Source organism: Mogibacterium kristiansenii (assembly GCF_009695905.1).
Lineage (GTDB): Bacteria > Bacillota > Clostridia > Peptostreptococcales > Anaerovoracaceae > Mogibacterium_A > Mogibacterium_A kristiansenii.
Genome location: NZ_VUNA01000032.1, coordinates 1 through 4,371, shown reverse-complemented (window position 1 = coordinate 4,371; position 4,371 = coordinate 1). Strand labels below are relative to the sequence as shown.

Annotated in this window: 5 protein-coding genes; all 5 read left to right on the top strand. The window is 40.4% G+C overall.

Going from position 1 to position 4,371, the window contains the following annotated elements; translation table 11 throughout:
• Nucleotides 1-366: 366 nt before the first annotated feature.
• The 5 genes from FYJ65_RS09360 (at nucleotide 367) to FYJ65_RS09340 (ending at nucleotide 4,193) form a co-directional block, all read left to right on the top strand.
• Nucleotides 367-1,149 (top strand): ZIP family metal transporter, encoded by a 783-nt coding sequence (locus FYJ65_RS09360; protein ID WP_154555061.1) that lies wholly within the window; start codon nucleotides 367-369, stop codon nucleotides 1,147-1,149.
• A gap of 20 nt (nucleotides 1,150-1,169) precedes the next feature.
• Nucleotides 1,170-1,565, top strand: a complete 396-nt coding sequence (locus tag FYJ65_RS09355) for a transglutaminase-like domain-containing protein (protein WP_154555060.1) — start codon at nucleotides 1,170-1,172, stop codon at nucleotides 1,563-1,565.
• Between the two features lie 57 nt (nucleotides 1,566-1,622).
• Complete coding sequence (locus FYJ65_RS09350) at nucleotides 1,623-2,276, top strand: LysR family transcriptional regulator (RefSeq protein WP_331469472.1); 654 nt, start codon at nucleotides 1,623-1,625, stop codon at nucleotides 2,274-2,276.
• Between the two features lie 233 nt (nucleotides 2,277-2,509).
• Nucleotides 2,510-3,874, top strand: coding sequence for an IS21 family transposase (gene istA, locus FYJ65_RS09345; protein WP_206157391.1), 1,365 nt, complete (start codon nucleotides 2,510-2,512; stop codon nucleotides 3,872-3,874).
• 1 nt (nucleotide 3,875) lies between these two features.
• Nucleotides 3,876-4,193 carry an ATP-binding protein gene (locus tag FYJ65_RS09340; protein WP_154555057.1) on the top strand — a complete coding sequence of 106 codons (318 nt, stop codon included), beginning with the start codon at nucleotides 3,876-3,878 and terminating at the stop codon, nucleotides 4,191-4,193.
• Nucleotides 4,194-4,371: the final 178 nt, after the last annotated feature.

Genomic DNA, 4,371 nt, shown 5'->3' with positions numbered 1-4,371 from the left:
CCTTCCGTATTCGCCATATTTGTACGGTATTTTCGCTTTTTACTCTAATTTTAGCCCCCTACCAGAATTTACTTTTGCAAAGCGGAAAGTTTTTTGGCTGAACTGGAACTTACTTTTTCAATTCACCACCAACGCATTATGAAGTTTACGGACCTCAAAATTCCTAAATGTAATAGAGTAAATTCCACCACCCAGCTTTGCAAATTGTTGAAAGAAATATGTTGTTATATGATTGCGTAAGTAATATACTTAAGCATAAGAAAACCGTGTGAAATTACAGTTTTCTTTATACTAGACAGTTAGTTAATTCTAACACAATGAAAGCATGAAAGATTATTTTTCGAGCATATATGGAAGGAAAATATAATGCAAATAAATGTTTTTGAAGGTATACTGATTCCATTTGTTGGAACAACGCTAGGTGCAGCATGCGTGTTTTTTATGAGAAAAACACTTAGCAAGTTACTGCAACGAGCACTTGCAGGGTTTGCAGCAGGTATAATGGTTGCTGCTTCAATCTGGAGTCTTCTGATTCCGGCCATTAAGCAATCTGAGAATATGGGAACTTTATCGTTTGTTCCGGCAGTTGTTGGGTTCTGGATTGGTATATTGTTTTTACTCGCACTTGATCATTTGATTCCACATTTTCATATTGGAACTGATCAGGCAGAGGGACCGAAAAGCAAACTTGGCCGTACTACGATGATGGTGTTGGCAGTTACATTACATAATATCCCTGAAGGTATGGCAGTTGGTGTAATGTATGCAGGATTTCTTGCCGAAAATGCACAGATTACAGCAACAAGTGCACTTGCTTTATCACTTGGAATTGCTATCCAGAATTTTCCAGAAGGAGCGATTATATCTATGCCGCTTAGGGCAGAGGGTGAAAGTAAGAGAAAGGCATTTCTGGAAGGTGTACTTTCAGGAGTCGTTGAACCGATTGGAGCAGTACTGACGATTCTTGCTGCACAGCTGGTAATCCCGGCATTACCATATTTACTCAGCTTAGCAGCAGGAGCTATGTTATACGTCGTGGTTGAAGAACTAATTCCGGAAATGTCTCAGGGACAGCACTCGAATATCGGTACGCTTTTCTTTGCACTTGGATTTAGTTTGATGATGATCTTGGATGTGGCACTGGGGTAAAGTATCTTAGGGAAACACGAATGGTTGATTTTTCTAATCCGGCAATTCAAAAACTTATTCAAAATATGAAGTGGAAGGAAATGGGTGAATTTGAAAGGATTAAGGCAATCTACAACTATGTAAGAGATGATATTTTATTTGGATATAATATTGATGACGGAATTCCCGCTTCAAAAGTACTTGCAGACGGTTATGGAGTAGCAGTCAAGGATTTCAGAAATATCATTATTGAGTTTGATAGGAACAATACTTATATTCAGAGCGAGGGGATCAATCAGGATTTTGGTGTTTATGATTGTCCAGATAAACTGTTGAAGGAACATCATCAAACAATTTCAGCCTTTAAAGCATTTGCTTATAGACATATTGGAAGACACTTCATGAATCGTAATGTCAGGAAGATCAGAGAACGATAGTTTTACTTTTTACAAGAAAAATTTGTAGGAATACGAAGATATGGAATTAAAAGATTATTGCGCTATTTTCTGACAGTAGCAAAAGAGCAGAACTTTACAAAAGCAGCAGAACAATTGCATATTACTCAGCCAACGCTATCCAGACAAATGGCGGCATTTGAAGAGGACCTGGGAATAACATTATTTATTCGAAACGGGAAGAAAATATCGCTCACTGATGAAGGAATTTTATTAAAAAGGCGTGCCTTGGAGATTCTTGATCTTGAGGAAAGGACGCTTGAGGAACTGAAAGGAAAAGAAGAGGTTGTAGAGGGTACGATAACCATTGGATGCGGTGAATTTGCAGCGGTGGAGACATTGGCGGAGATATGTAAAACATATAAAGAAAAATACCCGCTGGTTCAGATTGTATTGCATACTGCAACAGCAGATGCAGTGTATGAGATGATGAACAAAGGACTTGTAGATATTGCATTATTCATGGAACCGGTGGACACCGAAGGGCTGGATTATATCCGGATCACAGATTGCGATCAAAAGACTTTTCGAAACTGCAGATTGCTTTTACAAGTAATCTTGGAACGAATGCCGGAGTTATGGCAGCAAATGGACTGGGCTATCCGGTATCCATCGAAGGTGCTGCAAAGTATTGGCGGGAGGATATTCTTGTACAGCGAAGAATTTCTCCTGAAATCACAACAAGTACTGTGATTGCCTGGAGATGTGTAAGATGAATGTAAATCTTATACATCTATTTTTTTGTGAAAAATACGTATAGAAAAGGGCTTTTTATTATGAGAAAAAAACTAGTGGCATTTTTCAGTGTATAAATGCTAATCTAAAAGTGAGCCACTTTTAGTAAAAACGCTCGCTTGAAAGTGAGCCACTTACATATTACTCTGAACTTAATCTTAGGTTCAGAGGTGATAAAGGTGGTAATTTCAGTGAACGACTACAAACAAATCCGACAGCGCTATCTAAATGGCGAAAGCCAGCGCAGCATTGCCAAATCAATGGGTATTTCCCGCAATACCGTTAAAAAGTACTGTGAAGGCGAGAATGTCCCCTGGGAACGTAAAACTCCCGAACGCGAAGCATCAGTACTTACTGAAGATGTACTTGATTTCATCACTTCATGTCTCGAAGAAGATGAGGCTGAAGGGTTGAAAAAACAACGACATACAGCAAGACGAATTTTTGATCGCCTCGTTGAAGAAAAAGGGTTCGAAGGCGGCGAATCTACAATCAGACGTGCTGTCCATGAGATCCGTGGCAAGATGCCACAGGCATTCGTTCCACTTCAGTTCGATCCTGCTGATGCGATCCAGGTCGATTGGGGTGAAGCCACAGTCTATCTCAATGGTGAAAAAACTGTCGTAAATCTGTTTTGTGCCAGATTATGCTACAGCTGTCGCCCTGTAGTTCTTGCATACAGACGTCAAAATGAAGAGAGCTTTCTGGATGCATTCGTTAATATCTTCAACATCCTGGGCGGTACCACTGCAAGAGTCATCTTTGACAATGGTAAAGTTGCAGTCAAAGAAGGCTTCGGTGCACATGCCAGAATGCAGGAAGGATATTCTGCATTGAGTGCTCACTATGGTTTTGATGCTGTATTCTGCAATCCTGCTGAAGGTCATGAAAAGGGTCTTGTTGAAGGTCTAGTTGGCTGGGCACGCCGTAACATATGTGTTCCGGTACCAAAAGTAACAGATATGCAAGACCTGAATTATGAGCTTCTGGCAAGATGCTTAAAATATGAAAATCATAAAATTCGCGGTAAGAAAGCAACTGTTGGAGAAATGTTTCAAGAAGAAAAGCGCTTTCTTCGCAGACTTCCTCCATATATCTTTGAGACCGCAAAATGTATGAATGTACGTGTAAACGCATTTTCTACAGTACGATTCAAAACAAATACTTATTCTGTTCCGGTGAAATATGTTGGCTATGAAGTCAGCGTCAAAGGTTATCCGGAAACGGTAGAAATATATTACAAGGGAGAACTGCTTTCAACCCATACAAGACTTGTTGGTAAAAATCTGTTTTCCTATCATTTGGATCATTACATGCCTCTGCTTAGGCAGCGGCCGAGAGCGATCTTCGATGCTGCTCCGGTAAAACAGAACATTCCACCGGAAGTTCTGGAAGAACTGAAAGCACAGAAAAAGCATGATAATGTCATAAATCTTTTAGAACATTTTGCTGCTAAAACAGCAGAAGCAAAGCCTGTAATATCTGATCCTGTTATTGTCCGGCCTGTTGACCTCCACCAGTATGATGCACTCCGCATCGGAAAGGAGGTGAACTGATATGAACATCGCTTTAGATGAGCAGATAAAACTGCTGTCCAAACAGCTTAAGATACCTACATTTGCGGGCTATCATAATATCCAGAATCACGCTGATCCTAACAGTACATTCGGAGAATTACTGCTTGAACTTATGCGTACTGAATACGAGCAGCGTCAGGAAAACAACAATCGCCGCAGATTAAAACAGGCGAACTTTCCATTCACTAAGACCATTGATGAACTGGATCTCAGCCGCTATGATGGTCAGATATCTGATTTGTTCATCAGTGAACTTGCCAGTTGCAGGTTCATTGATGAGAAGAAAAACCTGTTATGAAGTGACCGTTGTCAAGAGACGATTACAAGAAAGTTTCTTCTCTCGGCATGGCACATTTGTATTTTCTTGACAGCATCTGGAAAGAGCTTTGATTTAACAGTTCCCGGCATGTGGCCACTCTGTTATTCGTGGATTGGTTACCTACAGGCTAATGGTCCGCCGTGAGCCCTGCGATCTT